This is a genomic window from Leekyejoonella antrihumi, from assembly GCF_007845645.1.
GTDB lineage: Bacteria > Actinomycetota > Actinomycetes > Actinomycetales > Dermatophilaceae > Leekyejoonella > Leekyejoonella antrihumi.
In genome coordinates, this window is record NZ_VCQV01000021.1 from 1 (window position 1) to 25,820 (window position 25,820).

Sequence of the window (25,820 nt, forward strand, 5' to 3'; positions counted from 1 at the left end):
GGAGAACCGCCCACCCGACGCGCCAGTCGGGCCACCAGCATGCGCTGGCCGACAAAACCACCCGCACACGGCCCCAACGGCACTCACAAGCAGTTACTGGCCGCCACATGAAAGAGGGAGGCTAGCGGTCGAGTCCATGGCGCTCATGAAGGCGCATGCACCCACGGCCTACCGCGATGCAGCACCTCTCGGCAACTCTTGCGGAGGCTGAATCCCATAGCTCCGTGCGCCGACGCCGGGACAACCGTGAGCATGCGTCGGCTGCGCCCACCCGGTGTCGTCGGCGACGCATACGGGCTTCGAACTTCGGCGGCACGTCGAGGCTCGCTGTTGCTCGTCGGTGCAACAACGCCCGGCGATGCCCGGTGCCTTGGTTTCATAACGGAACGAGTCGCCATGACGTCGATGCCATCGAGACCCCAGACCCAAAGTTGTCACCGAGGTCGTCCCGCGAGGCGGCCCGTGCACCAACGCGCTTCGACGCAGGATCGCCTTCGGCAGATTGACCGCGGACCGCGCCAGTGTCAGGGTCGATCCTCGAGGTGTCGACCACCCAATAGATCGGATCCCAATGATGAGCCAGGCTGCACAACGCGACTGAAATCAGCAGGTCAGCGCCGAACTGTGCGTTTCCGGCCGCTACAGCGAGAGCGAAAACGGAAAGTGGCAGGCGATGAGGCGCCCATCGGGGAGCCCTCGCAGTTCCGGCCGTTCCTCAATACAGCGGGCTTGCGCCACGGGGCAGCGAGGTGCGAACGGGCATCCTGGCGGTCGATTGATCGGATTCGGCACATCGCCGTTGAGCACGATGCGCTCTCGGACTTGCAGGTCCGGCCCGACGGCCAGATCGGGAACGGCACCAAGGAGAGCCACCGTATAAGGGTGCGCGGGAGACGAGGACAGAAGTTCCGAACCCGCCAGCTCCATGACTTGCCCCAGATACATGACGGCAATGCGGTCGGCGACGTATCGAATAATGTCGAGGTTGTGGGAAATGAACACGTAGGTCAGTCCCATCTCCTCCTGCAGATCGCAGAGGAGGTTGATGACTTGCGCTTGAACCGAGACGTCAAGTGCCGACACGGGCTCGTCTGCCACGATGACCTGCGGGTTCGACGCCAGCGCCCGGGCAATCCCGATGCGCTGCCGCTGGCCTCCGGAAAACTCGCGCGGGTAGCGGTCGAGATGCCGTGAGCTGAGCCCGACAACTTCGAAGAGTTCAGCCGCCCTTCGACGTGCCGCAGGTTTCTTCGCGAGTCTGTGGACGAGCATGGGTTCCATGACTGAGTCAACAACACGTCGCCGCGGATTGAGTGAGTCGTAGGGATCTTGAAAGACCATTTGGATGTGTTGCCGCAGGTGCCGCATCTGACGCCGTGACACCTTCGCGATGTCCCTGTCGTTAAAGAGCACCGAGCCCTCGGTAACGCTCTCGAGACCCATGATGCATCGGGCGAGTGTTGACTTGCCGCATCCTGACTCTCCGACCACTCCGAGTGTTTGACCCGCGGCGAGGTCGAAGCTGACATGGTCGACTGCTACGAGCCGTTGACGACGCGAGCCGGGCAGGGCGTTGCCGCCGACGGGGTAGGCCTTGACGAGGTCTTTGACGCTCAGGACCGGACGGCTGCCTTGTAGAGTGGTGACGGGACTCCCCTCTTTCGAGGTTGTGTCAGTTGCGTCGCTTCTGGGGTCAGTGTTCACGCTGGCCCCTGATCGCGCTTGGCGGTGTCGTTCGGATCTGCCGGCTGCGCAGAGACCAGTACCCTTGCTCGCAATGACTCCCGGTCGGATCGCGGAAGCCAACACGCATCCGAGTGGTCGGGGTGTTTCGCCAGAGCAACGAGCGGGGGTTGCTCCACGCAGCGTTCGTGCACGAAGGCGCATCGATCGGCAAACGCGCAGCCGTCATGTGTTGTCAGTGGTGATGGTGGCACTCCGGGTATCGACACGAGTCGGACCGTGCGCCTCGTTGCGCCGCGTTTGGGGATCGAGCCGAGCAGCCCCCACGTGTAGGGGTGCTGCGGAGTTGCGAGGACGTCTTGAGTCGGGCCTTGCTCGACTATCCTGCCGCTGTACATGACCATCACCTTGTTGGCGGCCTGCGCGACGACACCGACATCGTGGGTGACGAAGATGACTGCGGATCCGTGGCGCGACTGGAGTTGTTGCATCAGGTCGAGGATTTGCGCTTGTGTTGTGACGTCGAGCGCGGTTGTCGGCTCATCCGCCAATAATATGGAGGGTTCGCAAGCGAGGGCCATGGCGATGACTGCCCGCTGGCGCATCCCTCCGGACAACTCGTGCGGGTAGGCGTTGACGCGCACTTCGGGCGCGGGAATCCCGACCTCCTTGAGCAGTTCGATTGCCCGGCTATGGGCAGCCTTCTGTGAAGTGTTTTGGTGTGCTCGTAGTTGCTCCGCGATGTGCCACCCGACGGTGTAGACGGGGGTCAGTGCGGTCATGGCGTCTTGAAAGATCACCGCGATCTGGCCCCCGCGGATCTCCTGGAGCCGCTTTTCCGAGAGTGTCAGAAGATCTTCGCCGCCGAACCACACGTGGCCGGAGACAGTCAGATTTGGATCATGAGTCAGGCGAAGCAGGTTCATCAAGGTCATGGTCTTCCCTGACCCCGACTCTCCGACGATGCCGACAAAGTCTCCCGGGGCGACCGTGAACGAGACGTCCCGAACAATATTGGCCGTGCCTTCACGCGTCCGAACGCTCACGGTCAGCGCCTCAACGGTCAACAGTGCGTCACAATTGGTCTCTGGTGAATTAGGCATGCCGTATCCTCGGGTCGAGCTTGGCATGGAGAATATCTACCAGTGCGTTCATCAGCACGACGAAGAACGCCGCGTAGATGGTCGTGCCCATGATCATGGACAGGTCGACATTTTCCAGTGCTTGGTAGGTGAGGAACCCGACGCCTGGTAGACCGAAGACGACTTCGGTCAGCAAGGCTGCCCCACCCACGAGCACTCCGAGGTCGAGCCCGAACAGCGATATGACGGGGATAAGTGCGCAACGCAAGGCGTGTCGCAGGACGACGCGTCGTTCTGTAATTCCCTTGGCGCGTGCCGCTTGCACGAAGTCCTCGTTGAAGGCGGCGACCAGTTCGGCTCGTAGAACTCTCGAATAAATACCGACATACATCACCGCCATGGTCAACCACGGGAATAACAGGTGCAGCGCCCACTGAATCGGATCCTGCGTCAGAGGGGTATAGCCGAGCGGCGGCACCCAGGAGAAGGCGCTGTGGTGGAGCGTGCCCTGAGTGATCAGGTTCGCTACTTCTCCAAGCCAGAAGACCGGGATCGAGATTCCGAGCACGGCAAGCGTCATGATGATCGGATCGACGACTCGCCCCTTGTATAGGGCGGAAATCAGCCCGAGTGCAAATGAAGAGGCCACCGCTATGATCGCGCTGCCGATGACAAGTGACAAGGTGATAGGCGCGGCCTGAACGATCTGTGGGACCACCATCTCTCCGCGGTTGACGAAGGAGTTGAGGTCGCGGGTGACGAAGAGGTGCTTCATCATCAGGAGGTACTGGACGGGCAACGGCTTGTCCAAACCGAACGAACTGCGCACCTGAGCCAGGGTTTGCGCCGAGGCGCCACGCCCAGCAATCCGAGCGGCTGGGTCAATGCCTGGAGTCGCGAAGAAGATCAGGAATGCGATCGCGCTGGTCGTGAACAGCACGAGGACGGCCGAGCCGAGGCGTCGAAGAATGAATCCGATCATCAGGATCCCACTCGAACCTTTGATCCCGGGTCGAGCGCGTCGCGAAGTGAATCACCAAGCAGGTTAAGTGCCACGCACGTCAACGCGATCATGACGCCGGGAGCGAGACTGACGAGGGGTCGCGTGTACAACAGGGGAAGCCCGTCGTTGATGATCGTTCCCCAGGCCGCTCTCGGTGGCTGAACGCCGACGCCGAGGAACGACAGCGATGCAGCGATCAGAATGTTCAGCGCCATCATGATGGGGAAATAGACGATCACGCTGGGCAGGACATTCGGCAACACGTCCCGCCTGATGATCCGCCAGTTGCTGGACCCGACTGATCTGGCGGCCTGGATGAACATGCGTTCTCGCAAGCTCTTGACCTGCGCACGAATTGGCCTGGCAACGTAGGGCACATAGATGACGGAGATGATCGCGATGGGCAGGGCCAGACTCCCCGATCCGATCGAGATCGGCCCGATCGTCAGGGTGGACGTCAGGAGCACGATCGATAGGCAGATGGCCAACAGGTACACGGGGAATGCCCAGACGACATCGAACAGCCGGGACAGGATCCCGTCCACGAGGCCACCCATGTACCCCGCGATGATGCCCAGCGCTGTTGCGACAAAGCAGCAGATGGCCGCAGAGACCGATCCGATGAGTAGGCTGACTCGCCCGCCATAAAGCACTCTGGCCATGACGTCGCGGCCTTGCCCATCGGCCCCGAGGAAATAGCGCGAGTGCCACGTCGGGCCGATTGGGGTGACACCCAACCCCGTCGCGCTCTGCTGCATCACGTCGACCTTCTTGCCGTCGACCACGATTGATCCTTGGACGTTGGACGTGAAGGGATTCGTGTGCGCGACATGTGAGGCGTACAGCGGTGCCAGCAGGGACACAAGCACGATGATCACCAGGATGATCAATGCGACGAGCGCCGCTCGATTGGCGAGCACGTCTCTAGTGGCATCCCTCCAGGGCCGAACTTCCCGGACAGTTTGCTCGGATTGCTCGCCAGCGGGGGGAACGGTCGTTCGTCGGGCGATCGTCACCAGAGATCACTTCACCCACAACTGGTCTTGGTTCATGAAGAACACGTTGCTGTAGACGTAGTTCCCAACCCGAGACGAGACAAAGTCGACCAGGTTTGGCGTAAATAGCGGGGCAACCGGCGCGAGCTTCATGATGTCTTGATCGATCTGCCCCCACATCTTGTTTCCGGCGTCGGGATTGGTGCCCATCAAGGCCTCGGCCGTCTGCATCTTGGCGTCGATCGACTTATCACAGAAGCCGGCGATGTTGACGCTGGAGTCGCTGCCAGGGTGGAAGTCGCTGCATCCCAGGAGGACGTTCAGGAAGTCCGATGCTGCCGGGTAGTCCTCGTACCACTGAGTCAGCGAGATCTGCACCTTGTGCTTGGTGTTCTGAATATAGGTGAATTCGATGTTCTCTGACAGGGTCTTCAAACTGGCCTTGTAGCCGATCTCGGTGAGCACGCTCTGCAGGTATTCGCCGATCGACTTGTTGACAGAGTCACTCTGGGAAACGATTGTGACCTGCTGCCCCTTCGTGCCGGACTCCTCGACGAGCTTCTTGGCCTTGGCCACGTCAGGAGCCTTCCAGGTGGTGCCCCCGCCCTTGGTGTACTGACAACTATCGGCGTGCCCTGGGAAATTGGGCGGAAGGATCGTGCACACAGGACTACCCACCTTGGTCCCTCCATATAGGCTCACCACGGCTGCGCGATCGATGGCCCAGTTGACGGCCTGGCGGGCCTTCACGTTGTTGAATGGCGGGATGTTCACATTCATAGGGACGTACCAGAACGCAAGCTGCGGGTTGATATGGACCTGCTTGGGATACTTGGTCCCAATCTCGTTTAGTCGGTCTGCCGGTGGCGGGTCGAACATCCAGTCCGCGCTGCCGTTCTCGACTGCTGAGACCTCGGCCTCCGCGTCCAGGGTGAACTTGTAGATCATCTTGTCCGGGTACCCCTGAGGCTGCGCCGCGTGAGACCACTCGTGGAAATACGGATTGCGGACCATGACCAATTCGCTCGACGGGTCATAGGAGACGAACTTATAGGGGCCCGTTGTGGGGATCGGTGTGTCGCCGGCGTCCTTCGCAGGGGCGCTCTTGGGCAGGATCACCGTGAATGGCACAGCCAGCTGGTACTTGAATTCTGGGTTCGGTGACGTCAGGTTGAACTGGACCTCGTTGGTCTTTGGGTTGACGACCACTCCCCCCTTGAGCGTGCACGTGGCAGGCGTCTTCAGGCACGCGTCCGCGCCGACGATCTGGGCATACCAGCTCCCAGCGGTAGGGCTCGATACCTTGAACAGGCGCTGGAATGTTGCCAGTACGTCGTCGACCGTGACGGGACTGCCGTTGGAGAACTTGATCCCTTTGCGGAGGGTGAACGTATAAGTCTTTCTGCTGTTGGTGACCTTCGGCATCGCGGTCGCGAGGTCGGGGACGACCTCTTCGGATGCGGCGCCGGAAACGCCCCGGCGGAACTTCAGCAGCCCGTCGTAGGTGTTCTGATAAAGCTGCCAGAACGTGTTGGTGTAGTTGATCTGGGGGTCAAGAGTCCCGCCACCACCGTTGGCAAGCATGGTCAGCGTTCCACCCTTGTGCTGGGCCTGGAAGGCTGATCCGCTTACGTTTGCTCCGGACGATGTCGAGCCGCTGCTTCCTGCTGTGGAACCAGTCGACGAGCAGGCCGCAAGAGCCATGGCCGCGGCCGTCAGAACTACTGAACTTGAGTACAACCTGGTGCGATGCGCTACGCGACGCATGTCAATTCCTCCGTAGCAGTGCGGGACTGGAGAATGCGAGATCCTATGGATGGACTCATGTTTGGTGCTACGCCGGTGCCATAGCCCGGTCCTGTGCGTCGAGGAAGTCACCCACGACGGCCAGGTAGCGTTCCTCTTCTTCGATGTGTGGCATGTGACTTGACTCTTCGAATACTTCCCAGCGCACGTCGGGAATGAGGTCGTCAAACGGCTGCATGGTTGCGGTCGTCGCCTCGTCGTATCGGCCGTTGATCAGCAGAGTAGGGACATTGATCCGCGCGGCCCGATCGATGATGGTCCAATCCCTCAACGTGCCAATGACATGGAACTCACTTGGGCCGTTCATCGTGTGGTAGACGGTGGGATCTGCATCCGTTGCGGCGTCGCTGGCCAAGACCTCCGGAGGGGTTGGGACGAGCCGGCACACGAAATGCTGGTTGTACACCTGGACGGCTGCCTTGTAGTCGGCATGGTCGGTCGTGCCCTGAGCTTCGTGCTTGGCCAAGGTCTGCTGCACGTTATTCGGCAGCTGCGTACGAATCCGGGCCGTCTCCTTGATCCACAACTCGTCCGATGCCGGGGAATTGGCGAGGACAAGACTGCCTAGTCCGGTCGGCCGCCGCACTGCGTGCTCAGCGCCCAGCATGCCGCCCCAGGACTGCCCAAGTAGGTGGTACCGCTCCCCGATCCCGAGCTGGCCCAGCAAATTGTCCAACTCGTTCAGAAAGAGCTCGACAGTCCAGAAGTCCGCACCGCGCTCGGGCAGGTGGGTGGAGTTGCCGACGCCTAGCTGGTCGTAGTGGACCACCGGTCGACCGCGCTCAGCCAGTCTGGCGATCCGCAGCGTGTAGTTGTGCGCTGCGCCCGGGCCACCGTGGAGCACCACGAGGGGCGGCTTCGGAGAGTCCAATTCGCCGGTGACTCGGTACCACGTGCGCCACTCACCGAACGGAACGGTGCCCTCGGCACTCGGATCAGGGATCGGCATCCATGCCTCCGTCAGTTCGCCGGCGATCGCCGGCTCGATGTAGATCGAACACAAATTAGCGCCAAATGGTAAATTGGATTGACCTATCCAACTGAATGATGCACGATCGTTATGAAAGACGATGCGTTTCACCGATCCCCTCGCGACACCGGACTTGGATGGTGATCAATGAGCACCCCACGGCATGGACCGTCAGCGCACGCGTCTGCCGCTGACGACGGCGTGAAATCCGACTCGGGCAACCGCGTTGCTCAACTCTTAGAGAGCGTGCTCGACGACGCAGCGCCGACACCTACCCTCGCACCTGTGCGGCTCGCGACTGCGTCTGGTGAGGTGGCCGACCGGCTCGTGACGGCCATCGCGCTCGGCGAGTACTTGCCCGGACATCGACTTCCGTCCGAGCGGAAGCTCGCTGCAGCGATGGGGGTCAGCCGGCCCGCGGTGCGCGAGGCGCTCGCACGACTCGGCGGCTCTGGCATTGTCGAGATCCGCCGCGGTCGTTCTGGTGGAGCCTTCGTGCGAACCAGCTGGGGCGCGGCGTCGGCCGATGCTATTCGACATGCTCTGGTGCCTCGCTGGAACGAGTTCGAGCAGCTCCTCGACCTGCGCTCGCTGATCGATGACATTGTCGGCCGAGTGGCTGCCGAACGCTCGACACCGACGCAGCAAAAGGAGATGGGAGCCGCGCTGAAGAAGTATCGCAACGCCGCCAACCCTGCCGAGGAACAGATCGCCGACGCTGCGTTCCACAGCGCCATTCTCGCGTCCACCGGCAACCCGCAACTGTTTCAACTCAGTCGCAGCCTGCTCGCCGGCACGAGCCTCGCTATACCTTTTGAGCCCTGGCCACCTGAGCAGGGAGTAGACCGCGCGGGGTTTCTTCGAGCTCTTGCCGACCACGAGGCCATCTATGACGCGATCTGCAACCACGACGCCGAACAGGCGGGGCAACTGTCAAGACGGCACTTCGAGATCACCGCTGAGACATTCCGGGATGTCCTCGCGCGTGCTCAGTCTGACCCTCAAGAGGACCAACCCCAGAGGGACGTGTCGGCATCAGATCGGCCAGAGTGACGTGTCGACATCAGATCGGCAAGGGCACCGCGAGCGACACTCCGATTCTCAACTCACCGGGGCAGCGCCAGGAAGGAACGCACGCCCATACGTCTCTCGCATCCAAGTTCTACTCGACCAGGGATTCATATAGCCAAGGTGCCCCTGCGGACGCAGGGTCTCGGCAAAGTCGATTCATGACGTAGCCAGGAGTTCGATGGGGCGGTTGCTGTTGCGGGTGTGATGTCCTAGGCCTGCGGCGATGTTCGACCAGCTGGCCAGCCGCAGCAGGCTGATAGCGGTGCAAGGTGGCCATGACCTGGAGGCCGGCACCGGTACGGAGCTGGTGACGGTCCTCGTCCGACCTGACCGAGATGCTCGACGTCGGATACCTGTCAGTGTCGGCATGGGTACCGGAACACCCGAGGCGAGGCCATCGGAGGATCAACCGGTTGCCACCTTCAGCCAGCCAGACGGAAACGCCGCGACCTGCCTCCACGCCGAACGCGTCGTCACCCTGCGCCACCGCGAAACTCGTAGGCCGCCACGATTCTCGTTTAGGCGAGCCACTTCTCGAGGGCGCCGTGCACCTGCGGGTGGTTCAGCAGATCGAAGTGATCTGCCCGGCCCAAATGCAGCGTGTCGGCACCGGGGAACACGTCCGCCCCGCACCGTGCGCGACCGTACGCCGCCGACGGCGCCCGCACGAGCAGGTCGTCCACCACGTGGCCGACCGGGTGTCGCGGCGACGACGACAGCGTCGCCGCCACCAGTCGGTAGCGCGCGTGGGGCAACGGCGGGACCTCGCAGCCGAAACCCACCACGGGATCCTCGGCGCCCCGCGACCGGCGGTCGAGGATCCGCCCAAACGGCGCCGTCTCGGGCAGCAGCGCGAGCCCACGGCCAGCTGCACTGACCCCCCTGGGCGACCGGCGAGCCATGGTGCGGCGTACCCAAGGTGATCACATCACTCACCAGTGGTGCCCACGGGCGTTCAATCGAGGCAGCGGCCGCCGCCCGCATGATGAGCCCACCCATAGAGTGACCGACCAGCGTGATCCGACGCACCTCGACCGGCCACGATGCGACGAGGTCCTGGAGCAAAGCGGACAGCGCAATCCCGTTCTCACGCACCGGCAGACAAGTATTGGCGAGTAGCACCACAGGTGTCCAACCCAGCCGGGTCAACGTGTCAAGGTACGTCGCGGCGTGCTCGCCGCCACGCTGCCAGTTCGTGTCATCCTCGCACGACCCGTGCAGCAGTACCGCAACCATGCCCGAGGCCTCGGGATGGGCCGCCGGTGTTCCATCCCGACTCCTACGGGTATCGGCCCCGCCGGGGCGCGCTGGACGCGGTTCAGGCATGCCGGCGGCGCTGCTGGAAGTACAACTGGGTGATCGATCTTGATGTCCGGAAGTTCTTCGACAGCGTCCCGTGGGACCTGATCGTCAAAGCGGTGCAGGCACACACCACCGACGAAACTCGCTGGGTCGTGTTGTACGTGAAGCGGTGGCTGGCCGCTCCACTGCAACTGCCCGACGGGACCCTGCAAGATCGAGACCGCGGAACCCCGGAGGGGTCCGCAATCAGTCCCGTACTCGCTAACCTGTTCATGCACTACGCGTTCGACGCCTGGCTGACTCGGGAATACTCGGGCGTCCAGTTCGAAAGATGCGCCGACGACGCCGTCGTGCACTGCGTCACCAAACGCCAGGCCGACCGCCTCGTAGTGGCGATCGCAGACAGGATGGGACAGCTCGGGCTGCAGTTACACCCGACCAAGACCAAGATCGTGTACTGCAAGGACAGCAACCGGCGCGACTCGTATGAGCACACGTCGTTTACGTTCCTCGGGTTCACGTTCCGCCCACCGCGAGCACGGCGGAAGGACGGGATGAGGTTCACCGCGTTCCTCCCGGCGATCAGCAAGGAGGCCCTGAAGAAAATCAGCGCCGAGATTCGGTCCTCGCGACTACACCGCTGGGTCCGGTACAAGAAGTGGCGCACCTGGAAGAAAGCCATCCGAGTGCTCATGGAAGCTGCCGCAAAGCGGCCGCGGTACTTCGCGCACTGGGCCTGGGTGAACCGGCGGTCAGATGACCAGGACGACAAGAGCCGTATGACGGGGAGACTGTCACCTACGGATCTGTGGGAGCCCGGGGGTGCAATTCTCCCTGGCCACCCGACCGAATTTCGGACACTCCCTGACTTGTGGCGCGGATCGCGTGGTCCCTCCGTGTCCCGGTGACGGCTTGCGGACGATTCCTGCGGGGCGGGGGCCGCTATGACGTGGCGGGATCGCGCTGCGTCGTGCGGGTTCACCCGGGATTCCGCTTGCGGATCACCTGGTGGCCGGGCAGCGACCGCGTAGGTCGGCACTTGGTGGATGTATCGCATCCGCGACCGAGCCAGAGGGGCTACGCACACGCAGTGAGCGCCTGGTGTGGCAACCCAACTGGGCGTTTGCGGTTCTTCTACTGAGAGACGTGCCTTCGTAGTGCGGTTCGGCTGCGCTGAGGGCAGTGCGGCAGGGCAGACATGGTGTGCCGCATCGGTCGTCGTATCCGGTCTGACGGTCGGTTCTCACTGCGTGCCAGCGGGTTGGCCTGTGCTGAGCCGGTTGGCGTCAACTACGGCATCCGATCGCTCGGTGCTCTGGGCAGGCTGGTTCTGCATAGCGGCGATGGTGGTGGCGAATTCGCTGCGCAGACGGTGTCTGTCGGTGTCGTCGAGCCAGGTCGCGTCGATGCTGTCTAGTGCGAGTTGCGCCGCAGCGTCAGTGGTCAGGTTCAGTTGTGTGCAGACGCTGGCGTAGGACTGTCCGATGTCGGTGCCGAACATGGGTGGGTCGTCGGTACAGATGACGATGGACAGGTTGGCTTGGCGCATGCGGTGCAGGTTGTCCCAGCGGGTCTGTTGCCGACTGCTAACACAGGTGTGCGAGCCGACGGTGAAGGGGATGTGCTCCCTCTGGCAGCGCTGTACGAGGCGGGCGTCGGCGAGCAGGTTGTAGCCATGATCGATGCGGCTGCAACCGAGTTTGTCGACGCAGTCGATGACATTACTCGGTGGTGCCTGGTCGAGCGTTTGATTGTCCTCGCAGGCATGGGCCGTGCAGTGCAGGCCGGCCTGTCGGGCCAGCCGGTACGCCTGGGTGAACTGCTCGGGTGGGCCGTGGTGTTCGGAGCCGTCCATGCCGATCCCAATCACTTCGTCGCGTCGGTGCGCGATGACCTCACGGACCATTCCTTCGGCGACCTGCGGGCCAAGCTCACGGTTGATGGAGGGGATGAGGCGGCCGTGCACGCCGTGGTCGGTTTCGGCCGCACGGAGGCCCTCAATGTATCCGTCGATCATGGTGGGGTAGTCCACGCCTTGTCGCTGGTAGTCGGTGGGATTGAAGAAGAGTTCGGCGTAGCGCAGGTTCCCGCTGGTGGCGGCGCCACTAAGAGCTTCGTAGGCGACCCGCGCGAAGTCGGCTCGGGTGATCACGCACTCTGCGGCCAGCCGGACGACGCGCAGGAAGTCATAGAAGTCATCGAAGGCATACAGCAGGTCGGGATCGGTGGTGGGCAATTGCACGTCATTGTTCTGGGCGAGTTCGATCATGGTGGCCGGGCGCATCGTGCCGGCGAGGTGGCAGTGGAGGTCGACCTTCGGCAGGTCGCGCAGGAAGGTGTCGTAGTTCATGGAGGTCGCTCCTAGGCGTTGGTGACCGGAAGGTCGGGACGGTTGGGCACGGACACACTTGGGGCGGGCTCGCTTGTGGCAATGGGTGCCTGAGGGGTACGGCCGGGGGCAAGGTGGCTGAGCCCGAAGGTCAGGGCCAGGTTCACTCCAAGGGCGATCAATCCGATGTTGATTCCACCGAGCTGCGGGCTGGTGGCGTACAGGGCGAGAGCCAGCAGTACGCCCGTGACGATGCCTGTCCCGGCGGCGAAGGCGTGGACTTTGCGGGCGAAGAAGATGGCGATCCAGCCGGTAGCAAACTGGATACCGACGTAGCCACTGAGGTTGAGAACGGTCAGCATCAGAGCCGGGGTGAAGGTGGTCATCGCCGCCGCGGCCACGAGAAAGATTGCCACCGCAAGCACGGTCCAGCGGCGCTGGGAGTGCGCGGGAACATTCGGCACGAGGTTGCGGGTGACGATCGCTCCGATGTTCAGTGAGGTCGAGGCGAGCACCATGATCCCGGCCAGGCCAGCTCCCGCGGCGACCACGCCGACAAGCCACGGAGGCAGCAGGTCGTGGGCGATGTTGAGGAACACGCCATTCGGGTTCTTGGTATTCGGTAGCGCACTGACAGCGAAGAATGCCGCGAACACTGCGAAGGGATACATCAGCATGTACATCGGCATGAACACCGTCGACGACTTCACGGCGGCCTCGGACTTGGCAGGGAACACGTACGGCGAGACGGACGGCTGCAGGTAGAAGCCGAACCCTTGGTACACGATCGTGGTCATCGCGAAGGTCAGGGCGACGCCACCCATGTGTACGTGGGTGGGCGCGGCGGCCGTCGCGTGGGCGAACAGTGGCGATATGCCGTGCGCGGACATCACCGCGGCCACCCCGACGACCACGATCCCTAGCAACATGAACGCGTCCTTGACGAACGCGACGAACGCGGACCCGCGTACGCCGGCGATCGCGATGTAGAGGAAGGCGATCGACGCAGCGATCAGGACCGCGCCGATCGGGCTGATCGGTACGCCCAGCCCCTGGAGCACGACCTCCAGGCCGATGAACTGGAATTGTCCCCATGGGACTAGCGCGATGATCGAACCGATTGCGATGACCAGTTCGAACTTGCGGCTACCGAAGTGCCGGCCGAATACCTCGGGCACGGTCAGGGCGTCGTATCGCTTGGCGGCTCGCCAGACCAGCGGGGCAAGGAAGTAGCCGATCGGGTAGGCCAGCAGGATGTATCCCAGGAACCACAGCCCATAGCTCGCTCCGCCACCGTAGATGCCGCCCGGGAAGCCGAGCATGGTGCCGATGCTGTAGACCTCGCCCACCGCGAGGAAGAACAGCAAGAACGGTGGGAACGACCGCCCGGCGACGAGGAACTGCTTGATGTCCATGCGCCGGACGCCGACTCGCGCGAGGATGGCCACCCCGATGGACAGGGCCATGATCAAGGCGAATACCAGAGCGGTCATGACTGGGCCCCGTCTGGGGTGAGGTAGTGGCGGCGGTCAAACCCGAACCAGCTGATTCCCAGGCACACCGATGTCAGTGGGAACCAGGCGAACATCCAGAAGAACAGGAACGGGATACCGAACACCGTCACCTGGGTATTGGCGATGAATGGGGGGACGACGACGATTGCGATCACGGGGATACCCAGACCGATCACGAGACTCCATCGACTGCGCAGCATGACGATCTCCTACTCTTCGGCTGTATCGTGCGCCCGACCGGCGCACGAGGTCTTCGGTGTCGCCGCGGCGTTCCGCCGGTGCAGGTCTGCCAGCAGGGTGGTCATGGCCCACTCGACCGCATCGGCGACTTCGTCGCCGGACATGTCTTGTTCCTCACGCATCGTCGCCCAGGCCAGCACGTTGTCCAGGTATCCCAGGACGGCCTCCGCGCGACGTGCCTCCGCTGGTGGCAGGTGACGCGTCGCGTCGGCGATGGCCTGACTGTTTACCTCAAGGATGTGTCGGCGGAACCCCACTCGCACGCTGCGGCCCAGGCGAGACAACGCGATCGCGTACGCGAGATTTGGCTGCCGATCGAAGCGATGGCACACCTCGCGGAAGACCGCGGGTAGTTCGTTCAGTGAGGCCGGGTGCACGTAGCTGAACACGTTGTCGTTGATCCACTCGCCCGCGGCGGCGAGCAGATCGACCCGCGTGGGGAAGTGGCGGTACACGGTGCGTTCGGACACCCCAGCCCGCTCAGCCACCGCCGCAATCGCCACCTCTTCGGCCTGTTCCTCAGCCAAACAATCGGCGAACGCCTTCAAGATTCTCTGTCGCGTCTGCTCCGCGTACTCCTCGCGAAGGTCACGTCGCTTATCTGCACTCATGTCAGAACTATGACGTCATGGCAGACTGGTGTCAATGGTTGGTGTCGCGCAACCTCGTCGGAACCATGATGGCGACCCTGGAACAGACGTGTGTCCACCCGCGACGCGGAGGGCGAGGCCGGAGCTACGGCATCGTGTCAGTCCGCACGGGATCGTCGTCGTACCAACGGTATCCGGACCACACACGACCGCCCGCCATCGAGCGTCCGCGTACGCCCACTCGTGACCGTCCACCCGGCAGGCGACGCCTGATGACGCAACGAGGCATAGTTATGCAGAGGCTACCTAGGCGAGCGTGACACCAGAGAATTCACCGACACGTGACGTCGGGATTCACAGACATGGCCAAACTGGCGAGTTGGGCGCACTGACTCGTGCCGCACTGGCTGGGCTTGCCTTATACGCAGCAGCCATTTCGTGCTCAGGGTCGCCTCGCCCAACGGTGCGGGGCGAGGATTTCGGCGACGTCAAGCTGGCGGGCGGCCTCGGGATGCTGATGGGTTGGTTCTTGGCGACCCGGTACGGGTCCGCCGACTCTTGCCCGGCGTTCCCTTGCCTCCGACATCGCTCTCCTCCGACTTGGGCGTAGAGCTACTCTCCGTCGATCAGCTCTAGAGCGTTGGCGACGACGTGGCCGTCGTGGATCACGGTCCGATCGAATGAGCGGTCCATGACGGCGGCTGCCACAGACTCGCCCTCGACGATGAGCAGCTCGGCCGGGTCACCGACCGCGAGCCCCGGACGGTCTTCGATCGACGTCAACCGGGGCACTGCCGGATCCAGCACCGTCGCTCCACCCCACGTCGCGACCGCGAGGCAGTGCTCCAGCAGCTCTGCCCGGCGGTACTTGTTGGTGAACGCCAGCTGCCAGGTGCGGTCCAGCATGTCGGCGTTGCCGTACGGGGACCAGTAGTCACGTTGGCCGTCCTCACCCAGCCCGACGCGCACGCCCGCCTCGGTGAGGTCAACGAGCGGCAGCGCCGTGTCGACGGATGGTGCGACCGTGGCCATCGAGATGTCCAGCTCGGCGAAGTCCTCGATCAGCCGTCGCGTGGTCGGCTCGGACACCCCACCGAGCGGGTAGCCGTGCGAGATGGTGACCCGGCCCTGCATGCCCAGGGCGCGGGTGCGTTCCAGGATGAGATCCACGCTGAACACGCCGAGCTCGCCCGGTTCGTGCAGGTGGATATCCACCGGGACCTGGTGTTTCTCGGCCAGGCCGAAGACGATGTCAAGATGCCGCACCGGGTCGCGATCCAGCTGGCACGGGTCGATGCCTCCCATGACCTGTGCACCCGAGCGCAGGGCCTCCTCGAAGAGTGGAACGGTGCCCCCTTCCCGCAGTAGCCCGGCCTGCGGGAACGCCATCACCGTCACATCACAGCGATCGGCGTGCACCTGCTTCGCGTGCAGCACACCCTCGAACTTCTCAAGCTTGCAGTCCACGTCGATCTGCGCATAGGAGCGCACCCGCGTCGTTCCGCGCGCCACCATCAGCCCAAGAGTGTGCGCCGCACGGTCAGCAACCGACATACCTGCGTCCCGCCAGTGCTCCCGGTCATCCATCACCATGTTCCAGATGCCGCCCTCGGCGGTATGCGGCCGGAACGGCAGCCCGAGCCGGGTGGAGTCCAGATGCACGTGCACGTCGGAGAACGATGGCACCAGCAGTCTCCCGCGCCCGTCGACCACCAGGAGGTGCTGCTGTGCCCTGGGGTCGTGCGGAACGATCGCGTCGATCCGTCCTGCGCTCAGGGTGACATCGGCGGGTGCGCCGCCCCAAGGGCGGACATTCCGCAACGTCGTTGCAGTATCGGTCATCATCAGGCCTCAATTGGTAGATCGTACGCGGTCAGAGCGGGTCAGGCGGGTGGGAGAACCTCGGCGAGCGCGGCCAGCGACGGCGCGCGCCCGTGCTCGATGTGGGCGAAGGCGACAGCGCCCGCGAGCTCCGGATTGCCTTGCAGGATCGCGTCGTACAGGCGAACGTGCTCCGTGTATTCGACCTGTGGGTCGCGGTCTGCGGTGAGAGCAAGAAGCCAGCGGATCCGTCCGAGCAGTGGAGCCATGGTCGCGATCAGCAGGTCGTTGCCGCTCATCTCGATCACCGCGGCGTGAAAGTCGGTGTTGGCCAGCTGGATCGCTGCGGGGTCATGCGCTGTGGTGGCTGTCCCTGCCTCCGCCAGGACCTCGCTCAGCCGGGTGGAGGCGCGCCCTTCGGCGATGGCTGCCGCGGCCTGTCGTGCTGCGAGCACCTCGAGGCTCAGGCGCAGGTCGAAGAGCTCCGCGACGTCCTTGAGGGTGAGCTGGCTGACGACCGCACCCCGGTTCGGGTAGGTGACGATGTAGCCCTCGTTCTCCAGGCGCCGCAATGCTTCTCGGATGGGGATGCGCGACATCTGCAGTGCCTCGGACAGGTCCCGCTCGCGCAGCCGGCTGCCCGGCTGGTGGTCGCCGCGGATGATGCCTTCGCGGATGCGCAGGTAGGCTTGTCGCGCGAGTGAGAGCGTCTCGTCAAGAGCCGAGGTCAACACTGATTCCCTTTCCGGCGGCACGGGCCTGCTCCAGCAGGAGCCGGCCGACGGCGAGGTCCTGGATGCCCAGGCCCACCGACTTGAAGAGCGTAATGTCATCGCGGTCACGTCGCCCGGGAAGCATCCCGGCGACGACCGCACCGATCTCACCGCGCAGACCGTCGAGCGAGAGCGCGCCCTCAGTGATGGGGATCAGGATGTCGCCGGACTTCTCCCGCGCCGTCGGTAGGTGGTCGACGAAGACACCGGCCCTGGCCATGCCCGCGGTGTCGATCTCCCGTTCCTCGGGGCGGGGACGGGCCCCGACAGCGTTCACATGCAAACCGGGACGAAAGGACGCGCCGGTGACAACGGGAGTGCGCGCCGGAGTCAGGGTGCAGACCACGTCGGCGGACTCGACCACGGCATCGGGCGACTCGAGCTGCTTGACCTCCAGGCCGTGATGTCGCACCGCGTCCTGGAACCGCCTCGCAGTCTGGTCACTGCGGGTCCAGAACGTCACCCGTTCGAGCGGGAGCACCTCTCGAAGTGCTGCGACGTGCTCCACTCCGAGCGCACCCGCACCCACCAGCCCAAGCGTGCTGCTGTCTGTGCGAGCCAGATGCTTGGTGGCCACAGCGGTGGCTGCCGCGGTGCGCATCCTGGTCGGGATCGCCCCGTCGAGCATCGCCAGAACCTCGCCGGTCTCGCTAGAGACCAGGACGATGCTGGACCGCTGCGTCGGCAGGCCGGCTGCCGCGTTGGCGGGCACGTCCGCGAGAAGCTTGACCGAGGCGAGGCAGTCATTGCCGCTGAGCGCCGCCATCGGCAGGAACCCCGCGCCGTCGTCACCGATGCGCATCAGGGCAGGACCCGGCTGGACCGCACTGCCGCGTGCGAGGTCACCCATCGCCCGCTCGACCGCATTTACAGCGGCGGCCATGTCGACAAGGCCTACCAGGTCCGAGCGGCGCAGAATGAGGGTCATCGCAGTCTCCTCTCGACCGAGGCGAGCTCCCGATCCTGCTGCAGGGGGAACGCAGGGAACGTCGACGGGAAGAGCTCGGCCTCGCTGCGATGCCTGACATCGCGGGAGGGGTACGCCGCTCGCATCCGCGCGAAGAGCTCCTGCCCCTGGGCGCGCAGGGCATTCGTGTCGATGCCGGGCAGGGCCCCGTCGCGCACGACCGTCCGGCCGGCCACCACCGAGTGGGTCACCTGACGGGCAGTTCCAGATAGCAGCAGGGTGCGGATCGGGTCATCGAGCGCGCCGTCACGAATGTCGTTCAAGGAGAGGGCGATCAGGTCGGCCTGTGCACCAGGCTCCAACCGGCCGAGGTCGTCTCGCTTCAGCGCCGCGGCACCGCCGAGGGTGGCCGCGTCGAGGTAGTGCTCCGCGGGGGCTGCGTCGCGACGACCGTCGACCCACTTCGCGAGATGGACGCCGATATCCATGCCGCGGACCAGGTCCGGTGGGAACGAGTCGGTGCCGAGTGCGAGATTGACTCCGGCTGCACGGTATCGACCGAACGACTCCAGCACGTTGCCGTAGCGGAACGACGTGAGCGGGCAGTGGATCACGCTCACCCCGGCCGCCGCCAGCCGTGACACGTCATGCCCAGGTTCGACGTCCGGGAGCAGGGAGCTCTGGTCGGTGAAGATCGCGTGCGGCACCAGCAGCCGGTCGTTCAGCAGCCCGGTGTGCTCGATCAGGTCGAGTGGGGTCATGCCGTGCCATCGCGTGATCAGCTCGCGCTCGAGCCGCCCCTGCATGGCATGCAACCGCACCAGGGCGCCCCGCTCGGCCGACACCTGGGCCGTCGCACGCATCAGGTCAGCGTCCAGGGTCTCGATGCGACACGGCAGCAGCACACCGTTGACCAGCGGATCCGCCTGTGTCGCACACCAGTCGAGAAACCGGATCGCGTCGCGCAGGCCCGCCTGCCCACGGGAGGGGTCACGGTAGATGTCGCGGGTCCCGTTGTCATCCACGACGTTGACGCCCGAGCGGTAGGACGGTCCGAGATAGCCGCGCAAGCCGACCCGGCGAGACGCCTCAGCCATCGCGATCAGGTCGTCGAAGCTCTCGGCCCACTCGCTGTGCACCTCTGACGCAATGGGCATGTAGGTGGTCACCCCGTGCAGGGCAAGCTGCGCGAGGGCATAGTCGCGGATCGCCAGACGCTCCCGCGCAGAGAAGACCTGCCGGGCGCGCGCGGCATACTCGCGCGACCAGACGAGCCCGTCGGCAAGCGAGTCGCCCTGCCAGGAGTCGAGCATCAGGTGGTCGATGTCTGTCAGGGCGTCCAGGTCGATGAAGCCGGGCAGGACCAGAGACTCACCGAGGTCGAAGTGCTCGTCCACCGGACCCGGGAAGGACCGGCCCACGAAGATCAGCCGATCTCCCTCCCAGACGACCTCACCGTCGGTGAGCAGCGCATGGTGCCCATCGATGTGCGCAAGCACGTATCGCGCGGCTACTCGAGATCGCATGGAGCACTCCTGAAACTTGGGGACATCGCCAAGTATAACCACATTTGGTATTCCAACACTGGAGTCGACTTCTTCGTGAACGACCAATTGACTGACTATTAGGGGTTTACTCGCCGCGCCCCGACCGCTAACTTCTCTTTTTGTATACCAACTACTTTGGACAAGGACGTGCCATGATCGACTCGCAAACCGTCGCCGAGGTGCAGACCCCGACCCGAACCTCGACCAGCGCTGATTGGGTCACCGCTGTTGTCCTCTCCACTGCGATCTCGATCGCAGCTGTGCTCATCGGTGAGCACTCCTTCCATCTGGGCACCGCAGTGATCGTGCTTGTGCCGATCATCTGGGCCGTGCTCATCGGCGGACTCATCGGTGTCCAACGAATCCGGCCGATCACCCCGGGCACCCGTGGGGTGGCGACGCTGCTCATCGAGGTCGGCATCATCCTCTTCCTGGCGCGCCTGGGCACCGGCATCGGGCCCTCACTCGCGGACATGGGCGAGATCGGACCCGCCATCATGCTGCAGGAGCTCGGCCACATTTTCGGCACCGTGATCCTCGCGCTGCCGGTCGCCGTCGGCATCGGCCTCGGGCGCGCGGCGGTCGGGGCCTGCTGGTCGATCGACCGCGAGTCCTTCCTGGCCTACGCGATCGAGCGCTTCGGCCTGAGGTCACCGGAATACCGCGGGGTGTTCTCCGTGTGGCTGCTGGGCACCCTCTTCGGTGCCGCATTCATCTCGCTGATCGCCGGGATCCTCGGCGGAATGGACATCTTCGACCCGCGGGCACTGGCACTCGGCCTCGGTCTGGGGTCCGGATCCATGATGCTCGGCGGGGTCGGCGCGCTGTCGGTCATCTACCCCCAGCACAAGGCCGAGATCATCGCTCTCGCGGCCCTGTCCAACCTGGTGACCAACATCGTCGGCTTCTACGCCGGAGTCTTCATCTCCCTCCCGATGTGCCGCCGGCTCTACACTTTCTGGGCCCGCGTGTTCGGAAAGGCCGATAACGGCACAGACGCGACCGCAGCACGCGGCACCACAACCGGCGAGGCCATCACCTCAGTGGAAAAGGATCCAGCGCCGGCCATGACCTGGCGCGTGGGAGTCCTGGTCTACGCCATCACCGCAGTCTGCGACCTCACCATCAACTGGGTCGGCACCAAAGCACTCCACTGGGACGACCTGACCGGAATCGCCATACTGCTCGCCCTGACCTACATCTCGATCACCGTCTCGCAGAAGTTCCCGATGCTGCCCTCCAGCGTCGTCGTGCTAGCCCTCGCCACCATCGTGTCGGCGCCGTTCTTCCCGGTCGCACATCTGGTGGTGACCAGCATGAGCGGACTTGACGTGATCATGACCGGCCTCGCCGTCATCGCCCTCATCGGCCTCACACTCGGCCGGGACGTTGCCGCGCTCAAGTCCCTCAGCTGGAAGGTCGTCATCGTCGCGCTCATCACCTACACCGCATCCTTCGTGGCCGCCGCGACAATCTCACAGTTCACGCTGCACCTGTGACCGCCCGACGGCATCGGCATGTTCTGCCTTCGCGGTGCTCTACCGCTCTCACGCATGTGTCCACAAGACGGGGGTCTGGCCCTTGCACTTACCTTCGTTGGACTCGCAGCACTGATCGTCGTCTGCCTGCATTCAATTGGCAATACACCGGTCGGCGCCGGCGTCGAGTGGCAGCGCCCTGTCGGCGACCGCCTACGCGACCCACGGGTGGAACGGCGTATGCCTGTTGGGCGCAGCATTTCCGAGCGTCGGGCTGCTCGTCTGGTTCCTCGAGATGCTGCGCCGGCGGGTGCTACGGTCACGACGTGACCGTCATGATCGACCCGCCGTCCTGGCCGGCGCATGACCGCGTGTGGTCACATCTGGTCAGCGACACCTCCTACACCGAGCTGCACCGGTTGGCCGAGCAGGCCGGACTCTCCCCGCGACTGTTCGACGGCGACCACTACGACGTCCCGCAGGAGCGGTACGCCCGGGCGGTCGCGGCGGGCGCGGTCGAGGTGGACGGGCATGAGCTCATTCGACGGCTCATCGACAGCGGTCTGCGCATCCGCAAGAAGCAGCGGTAGGCGCCGCGCCGCCGACCACCGACGATCCATCCGACCCCACCCCACAGGAGACGCTGTATGCCGCAGGACCTGCAGGCCTCGATCGACATCGACGCACCGCCGTCCGACGTGTGGAGCGTCGTCCACGACCTGACCCGGATGCCCGAATGGAGCCCGCAGTGCCGCCGGGTGCTTGCCCGCGGTCCGATCCGGCAGGGGTCCAGGATGATCAACCTCAACCGCGCCGGCTGGAAGGTGTGGCCCACGCGCAGCGTCGTGACCGACTTCGACGAGGGCCGCACGGTCGGGTTCCGAGTCGCCGACAACAACACCCGGTGGGTGTTCGACCTGGAGGGGCTCGATGACGGTGCGCGCACCCGCCTGATCGAGCGCCGGGACGTCAGCGACGGGACCACCGCTATCTCCAGGCGGCTGATCGACACGTTCCTCGGTGGTGAGCAGGAGTTCGAGAAGGACCTGCTCTCGGGCATCCGGCAGACCCTGGCGGGCATCAAGCAGACCGTTGAGAGCACCTGACAGGGCGCGTTCCGTGTGCATCTTCTGCGACATCGTGGAGCATCGGGTCGACGCGAACATCGTCCGTGCGACGTCGACCACGGTCACGTTCCTGGATCGCCGGCCGGTCTTCAAGGGGCATGTCCTCGTCGTTCCGCGCATCCATGTTGTCACCCTGCCGGACCTGCCGGCGGACGCCGTGGGGGCATTCTTCCGGGATGTCCAAGCCGCCTCCGACGTGCTGCCTCAGGCATGCGACGCGCAGGGCAGCTTCGTTGCCATCAACAATGTCGTGTCTCAGAGCGTGGCGCACCTGCACTGTCACGTGGTCCCCCGCACCAAGGGTGACGGTCTACGCGGCTTCTTCTGGCCACGAACGCGCTACGCTGTGGGCGAGGCCGACGCATACGCCTCGCGGATTGCCGCCGCCTTCGGCGCGCGCGGCTGGTAGCACACGCCCCTGCACGCGCGAATCATGAGCGTTCCCAAGTGTTCTCATCTGGTGATCAGCAACTTCCCAGGCCACCGCCCTAGCGTGGTGACTGGTGGACCAGGAACGGTCCGCGACGACGGACGGCCATACGGCTACCGCCGCCAGGTTGATCGGAAGCAGGCCATGATGGAAGGCACACTCCGCCCCGGCAGCATCGTCGTAGGCGTCGACACCTCCCAGGCGTCGATGATCGCTCTCGACTGGGCGACGACCCTGGCGCAGCAGACCCGCGCGCCGATGCACCTCATTCACGGATTCAGTCCCGACCGCCCCGACTGGGCATTCGGGATGGGCGCCGACGACGACCACTTCCACCGCGCCGGAGAGCGCGTCCTGAATCGAGCTCGCAACAGGATCCAGCTCCGGGACAGGATGATCCAGGTCAGCACCGGCCTCACGGGCAGCTATCCCGCGGCTGCGATGGTCCGGGCGAGTGCGCTGGCCAGCATGGTCGTCGTCGGCTCGCACGGCGACAGCCTGCTGCACATCTCGTCGATCGGTGAGACCGCGCATCAGATCGCCGGGCACGCTGCCTGTCCGGTGGCCGTGGTCCGCACGGACTTGAACCTGGAGAACGAATACCGGCGCATTCTCGTCGGTGTCGACCGGTCCGAGCTGTCCGGAAAGGCACTCGGATGGGCCTTCAGTCAGGCCGAACGCATCAACGCCGAGGTACTCGCCATCCACGCGTGGCAGCCGCGCGACGCCCAAGACCCCGGCCTCGGCTCCGCCGAGTGGCCGTCCTACGCCGATGCATGCCGGGAGATGATCGAGTCCAAGATCGCCGACCAGCGCGCTCAGCACCCCGGAGTCAAGGTGATGACCGAGGTCTTCCAGGGCAATCCGACCCGCGCACTTGTCACCGAGTCACACGCCAGCGACCTGGTGGTCCTGGGCGCCCGCGGCGACGGAGGCTTCGATGGACTGCACCTGGGCCGCGTTGCCCGCGATGCGCTCAGCCACTCCACCTGCCCCGTCGTGGTCATGCACTAGATCTGCAACAGCTCCGTCGCGCCGATCTGGTCCAGCAGGAACGCCGACTCCTCCGACACCTGCCTCCAGGTGTCGTACCGCCCGCTCTTGCCACCGTGACCGGCGATCATCTCGATCTTGAACAGGATCGGGCGCTGCGCCTGGTCGCTGGTCACGGTGCTCCGCAGCACCTGCACCCACTTCGCCGGTTCGGTGAACATCACCCGGGTGTCGTTGAGGCTGGTCGTCGCCAGCACCGCCGGATACGCGGTGGACCGCACGTTCTCATACGGCGTGTACGACTTCATGTAGGCATACACGTCAGGGTCGGCCAAGGGGTTTCCCCACTCCTCCCACTCGGCCACGGTCAGTGGCATCGACGGGTCCAGGATCGTTGTCAGGGCATCCACGAACGGCACGGCCGCATGGACCGCGCGAAAGAGCTCGGGTGCCAGGTTGACAGCGGCGCCGATCAGCAACCCTCCAGCCGAACCACCCTCTGCAGCAAGACGATCCGATGCCACCCAGCCGGAGTCCACGAGGTATCTGCCAGCAGCGACGAAATCCGTGAACGTGTTCTTCTTGGCGAGCATCTTGCCGCTGTCGTACCAGCTGCGTCCCATCTCTCCGCCACCTCGGATGTGCGCGACTGCGCACACCACACCACGGTCGAGCATCGACAGTCGGCGAGCCGAGAAGTAGGGGTCCATGCTGATCTCGTAGGACCCGTACCCATAGAGGAAACCCGCGTTCGTGCCGTCCTTCGACACGTCACGGTGCCGCACCAGCGAGACCGGCACCGCGACGCCGTCCTCGGCGGCGACCCAGACCCGTTCCTCGATGTACTGCTTCTGGTCATAGCCCGGGACCGTCCGCTGCTTCAGCAGGGTCAGCTTGCCGCCGGTCACCTCGAGGTCGTAGACCGAACGCGGTGTCAAGTAGGACTCGAGGACCAACTGAACTGCATCGGTGTCGTAGGCCGGGTTGTCCCCCACCGCGACGGTGCAGGTCTCCCCGTCCAGACCCGTCCCCGACGGACGCCCGAATCCGGCCGGGAGCTTCGGGATGATCCGCACCGTCGGGAGACCGTTGCTGCGCATCGAGATCACCAGACAGGTGGAGAACGCCTGGACCCCGAGGATGCGCTCCCCCTCGGCGCCGGTCAGCAGTGGCGTCCAGTGCGCCCTCGCCGGCCGAGACAGTGGCGCGGTGGCCACGTCGAAGTCCGCCCGGTCTCCGTTGTGCACGATGAGGATCTGCTCACCATCCACGTCCGCTGCATAGTCCAGGCCATCCACCCGCGGCTGGACCGAGCGCAGCTCACCGGTCGGGTCGGACAGATCGAGCAACCAGGTCTCCCCCACGGTTGCCGACCGCGCCCCGACCAGGAGCCAGCGCTCATCACTGGACATCTCGATGCCGACGTTGAACAACTCATCGTCTTCCTGGAGCACGAGGTCGTCGTCCTCCGCCGGCGCACCGATGCGGTGTCTCCAGACCTGATGCTGTCGCCACGCGTCATCAGCACGCGTGTAGAAGACATACTCTCCATCCCGTGACCACACCAGGCCGTAGCCCAGCCCGGTGAGCGCCTCGTCGACCATCGCGCCGGTGGACAGGTCACGCGCCTGTAAGGCGTAACGCTCATCACCGCGGACGTCGTAGAGCACCGCCATACGCGTGGAGTCGTGGCTGATCTCCAGGCCACCGAGCTGGTAGAACTCGCTCCCCTGCGCCTCATGATTGACATCGAGCAGGACCTGCTCACCGATGATCTCGGACTCGGGGTCCGGCACCGGTCGCTGTTCGCCCTTGACGTAGGGCGCCCGGCAGTGGCATGGGTACTGGGCGCCCTCCGTGGTCCGCGAGTAGTACCACCACGGGCCGATCCGCACGGGCACCGTGAGGTCGGTCTCCTGGGTGTGCGAGCGCAGCTCGGAGAACAGCCTGTCGGCGACCGGCTTCAGTGGCTCCAGCCACGACTCGGCGTAGGCATTCTCCGCCTCGAGGTGGGAGATGACCTGTGGATCCTGCGGATCGGCAAGCCACGTATAGGGATCGGAAAAGCGGTCTCCGTGGTGCTCGCGCACGTGGTCGGTCTGCTTTGCCCTGGGCGGCTGGATGGGATGCTGGTTCTGCAGGCTCACCCATGCCACGCT

General features: G+C 64.5%; 23 protein-coding genes and 1 pseudogene. 7 read left to right on the top strand and 17 right to left on the bottom strand.

All coding sequences use genetic code 11. The features are described 5' to 3' along the window. Positions 1–639: 639 nt before the first annotated feature. The 6 genes from FGL98_RS14565 to FGL98_RS14590 all read right to left on the bottom strand — a co-directional run bounded on the left by FGL98_RS14565 (position 640) and on the right by FGL98_RS14590 (position 7,650). Positions 640–1,704 (bottom strand): ABC transporter ATP-binding protein, encoded by a 1,065-nt coding sequence (locus tag FGL98_RS14565; protein WP_146317700.1) that lies wholly within the window; start codon positions 1,702–1,704, stop codon positions 640–642. Continuing rightward, a complete protein-coding gene (locus tag FGL98_RS14570; RefSeq protein ID WP_222432190.1) occupies positions 1,701–2,729 on the bottom strand; it encodes an ABC transporter ATP-binding protein in 1,029 nt (342 codons plus the stop codon). Before FGL98_RS14570 ends, FGL98_RS14565 begins: the two co-directional genes overlap by 4 nt. A 49-nt stretch (positions 2,730–2,778) precedes the next feature. Next, complete coding sequence (locus FGL98_RS14575) at positions 2,779–3,747, bottom strand: ABC transporter permease (protein ID WP_146317703.1); 969 nt, start codon at positions 3,745–3,747, stop codon at positions 2,779–2,781. Beyond that, positions 3,747–4,784 (bottom strand): ABC transporter permease, encoded by a 1,038-nt coding sequence (locus FGL98_RS14580; RefSeq protein ID WP_146317705.1) that lies wholly within the window; start codon positions 4,782–4,784, stop codon positions 3,747–3,749. Before FGL98_RS14580 ends, FGL98_RS14575 begins: the two co-directional genes overlap by 1 nt. Positions 4,785–4,790: 6 nt before the next feature. After that, the gene (locus FGL98_RS14585; protein WP_222432192.1) at positions 4,791–6,467 is read right to left on the bottom strand and encodes an ABC transporter substrate-binding protein; all 1,677 of its coding nucleotides are present in this window, start codon (positions 6,465–6,467) and stop codon (positions 4,791–4,793) included. A 130-nt stretch (positions 6,468–6,597) separates the two neighbouring features. After that, positions 6,598–7,650, bottom strand: a complete 1,053-nt coding sequence (locus FGL98_RS14590) for a proline iminopeptidase-family hydrolase (protein ID WP_246136558.1) — start codon at positions 7,648–7,650, stop codon at positions 6,598–6,600. A gap of 174 nt (positions 7,651–7,824) precedes the next feature. Here FGL98_RS14590 and FGL98_RS14595 point away from each other — a divergent pair, with 174 nt between their 5' ends. Continuing rightward, the gene (locus FGL98_RS14595) at positions 7,825–8,592 is read left to right on the top strand and encodes a FadR/GntR family transcriptional regulator (RefSeq protein WP_222432193.1); all 768 of its coding nucleotides are present in this window, start codon (positions 7,825–7,827) and stop codon (positions 8,590–8,592) included. Between the two features lie 536 nt (positions 8,593–9,128). On the opposite strand, the gene FGL98_RS26350 is transcribed toward FGL98_RS14595, so the two are convergent. Then, entirely contained in the window at positions 9,129–9,512 is a 384-nt protein-coding gene (locus FGL98_RS26350; RefSeq protein WP_246136559.1) for a hypothetical protein, read from the bottom strand. 40 nt (positions 9,513–9,552) lie between these two features. Next, positions 9,553–9,936 (bottom strand): annotated as a pseudogene (locus FGL98_RS27140) (esterase/lipase family protein); the annotation flags it as partial. Here FGL98_RS27140 and FGL98_RS14605 point away from each other — a divergent pair. Then, positions 9,873–10,820, top strand: a complete 948-nt coding sequence (locus tag FGL98_RS14605; protein ID WP_222432195.1) for a reverse transcriptase domain-containing protein — start codon at positions 9,873–9,875, stop codon at positions 10,818–10,820. The pseudogene FGL98_RS27140 and the gene FGL98_RS14605 sit on opposite strands and share 64 nt — an antisense overlap. Before the next feature lie 335 nt (positions 10,821–11,155). Here the strand turns inward: FGL98_RS14605 and add are convergent, their stop codons facing one another. The 8 genes from add to FGL98_RS14645 all read right to left on the bottom strand — a co-directional run bounded on the left by add (position 11,156) and on the right by FGL98_RS14645 (position 19,612). Then, on the bottom strand, positions 11,156–12,262 hold the full coding sequence (add, locus tag FGL98_RS14610) for an adenosine deaminase (protein ID WP_146317713.1): 1,107 nt from the start codon (positions 12,260–12,262) through the stop codon (positions 11,156–11,158). 11 nt (positions 12,263–12,273) lie between these two features. After that, on the bottom strand, positions 12,274–13,734 hold the full coding sequence (locus FGL98_RS14615) for a sodium:solute symporter family protein (protein WP_146317715.1): 1,461 nt from the start codon (positions 13,732–13,734) through the stop codon (positions 12,274–12,276). Continuing rightward, positions 13,731–13,955 carry a DUF3311 domain-containing protein gene (locus FGL98_RS14620; RefSeq protein ID WP_146317717.1) on the bottom strand — a complete coding sequence of 75 codons (225 nt, stop codon included), beginning with the start codon at positions 13,953–13,955 and terminating at the stop codon, positions 13,731–13,733. The genes FGL98_RS14615 and FGL98_RS14620 overlap by 4 nt, the downstream gene beginning before the upstream one ends. Before the next feature lie 9 nt (positions 13,956–13,964). Further along, positions 13,965–14,606, bottom strand: coding sequence for a TetR/AcrR family transcriptional regulator (locus FGL98_RS14625; protein WP_146317719.1), 642 nt, complete (start codon positions 14,604–14,606; stop codon positions 13,965–13,967). Between the two features lie 591 nt (positions 14,607–15,197). Further along, a complete protein-coding gene (locus FGL98_RS14630; RefSeq protein WP_146317721.1) occupies positions 15,198–16,427 on the bottom strand; it encodes an amidohydrolase family protein in 1,230 nt (409 codons plus the stop codon). Positions 16,428–16,468: 41 nt separating this feature from the next. Then, positions 16,469–17,137 carry a GntR family transcriptional regulator gene (locus tag FGL98_RS14635; RefSeq protein WP_246136560.1) on the bottom strand — a complete coding sequence of 223 codons (669 nt, stop codon included), beginning with the start codon at positions 17,135–17,137 and terminating at the stop codon, positions 16,469–16,471. Continuing rightward, complete coding sequence (locus FGL98_RS14640) at positions 17,121–18,107, bottom strand: ornithine cyclodeaminase family protein (RefSeq protein WP_146317725.1); 987 nt, start codon at positions 18,105–18,107, stop codon at positions 17,121–17,123. The genes FGL98_RS14635 and FGL98_RS14640 overlap by 17 nt, the downstream gene beginning before the upstream one ends. Beyond that, complete coding sequence (locus FGL98_RS14645) at positions 18,104–19,612, bottom strand: chlorohydrolase family protein (protein ID WP_146317727.1); 1,509 nt, start codon at positions 19,610–19,612, stop codon at positions 18,104–18,106. Before FGL98_RS14645 ends, FGL98_RS14640 begins: the two co-directional genes overlap by 4 nt. Before the next feature lie 173 nt (positions 19,613–19,785). Here FGL98_RS14645 and FGL98_RS14650 point away from each other — a divergent pair, with 173 nt between their 5' ends. From FGL98_RS14650 to FGL98_RS14670, 5 genes are all read left to right on the top strand, one after another. Then, on the top strand, positions 19,786–21,132 hold the full coding sequence (locus FGL98_RS14650) for a DUF3100 domain-containing protein (protein WP_146317729.1): 1,347 nt from the start codon (positions 19,786–19,788) through the stop codon (positions 21,130–21,132). A 314-nt stretch (positions 21,133–21,446) separates the two neighbouring features. Then, positions 21,447–21,701, top strand: coding sequence for a DUF4031 domain-containing protein (locus FGL98_RS14655; protein ID WP_246136565.1), 255 nt, complete (start codon positions 21,447–21,449; stop codon positions 21,699–21,701). 57 nt (positions 21,702–21,758) lie between these two features. Continuing rightward, entirely contained in the window at positions 21,759–22,217 is a 459-nt protein-coding gene (locus FGL98_RS14660; RefSeq protein WP_146317733.1) for an SRPBCC family protein, read from the top strand. A gap of 13 nt (positions 22,218–22,230) precedes the next feature. Beyond that, entirely contained in the window at positions 22,231–22,647 is a 417-nt protein-coding gene (locus FGL98_RS14665; protein WP_146317735.1) for an HIT family protein, read from the top strand. A gap of 168 nt (positions 22,648–22,815) precedes the next feature. Beyond that, the gene (locus FGL98_RS14670; RefSeq protein WP_186526183.1) at positions 22,816–23,682 is read left to right on the top strand and encodes a universal stress protein; all 867 of its coding nucleotides are present in this window, start codon (positions 22,816–22,818) and stop codon (positions 23,680–23,682) included. Here the strand turns inward: FGL98_RS14670 and FGL98_RS14675 are convergent. Beyond that, a complete protein-coding gene (locus FGL98_RS14675; RefSeq protein ID WP_246136561.1) occupies positions 23,679–25,808 on the bottom strand; it encodes a S9 family peptidase in 2,130 nt (709 codons plus the stop codon). The genes FGL98_RS14670 and FGL98_RS14675 overlap by 4 nt on opposite strands. Between the last annotated feature and the right edge of the window lie 12 nt (positions 25,809–25,820).